This is a genomic window from Pseudomonas sp. 30_B, assembly GCF_017491605.1.
Classification (GTDB): domain Bacteria; phylum Pseudomonadota; class Gammaproteobacteria; order Pseudomonadales; family Pseudomonadaceae; genus Pseudomonas.
Map to the genome: position 1 here is coordinate 1 of NZ_JAFGYY010000177.1, position 519 is coordinate 519.

Consider the following 519-nt stretch of genomic DNA (forward strand, 5'->3'; position numbering starts at 1 on the left):
GTCGATTTCTGCACAGCGCAGCAAACCGGCTTCGGCTTCGGCAAATCGACCATGCACTTCCAGTAAATGGCACAGGTTGCGCAGCGCCTGGGTGTAGCCAGGATGAATTTTTAAAGCTTGCCTAAAAGCATTTTCCGCAGCCCCTAATCGCTCTTGGTTGCGCAAGGTAACCCCATAGGCATCCAATAACTCTGCAGAATTTGGACTTGCATCCACAGCGGCTTTAAAACAGACCAGTGCGCCGTCTTGGTCACCTTGTGCCCGTAGTAAAGAGCCAAATTTTTCTAAAAAAATTGGATTGAATTTCTCTTGTTTTAAAGCTCTGGCGTAGCTGTGCAGGGCTTGTTGAATATTGCCTTGTTTTTGATAAAGCAGCCCCATTTTTCCGTGGGCAGGGGCTGACTGTGGATCAACACGCAGCACAGTTTCCAAAACCGCCTGCGCCTTGTCGTCTTGGCCCAGCGCCAATAATGCATCAACCCACGCTATTTGCGCTGCCGTGTCTGTTGGCTGCAGCTG

General features: G+C 50.3%; 1 protein-coding gene. It reads right to left on the minus strand.

Going from position 1 to position 519, the window contains the following annotated elements; all coding sequences use genetic code 11:
• On the minus strand, positions 1-519 hold a 519-nt coding region (locus J5M67_RS27805; protein WP_207888595.1), incomplete at both ends, for a tetratricopeptide repeat protein.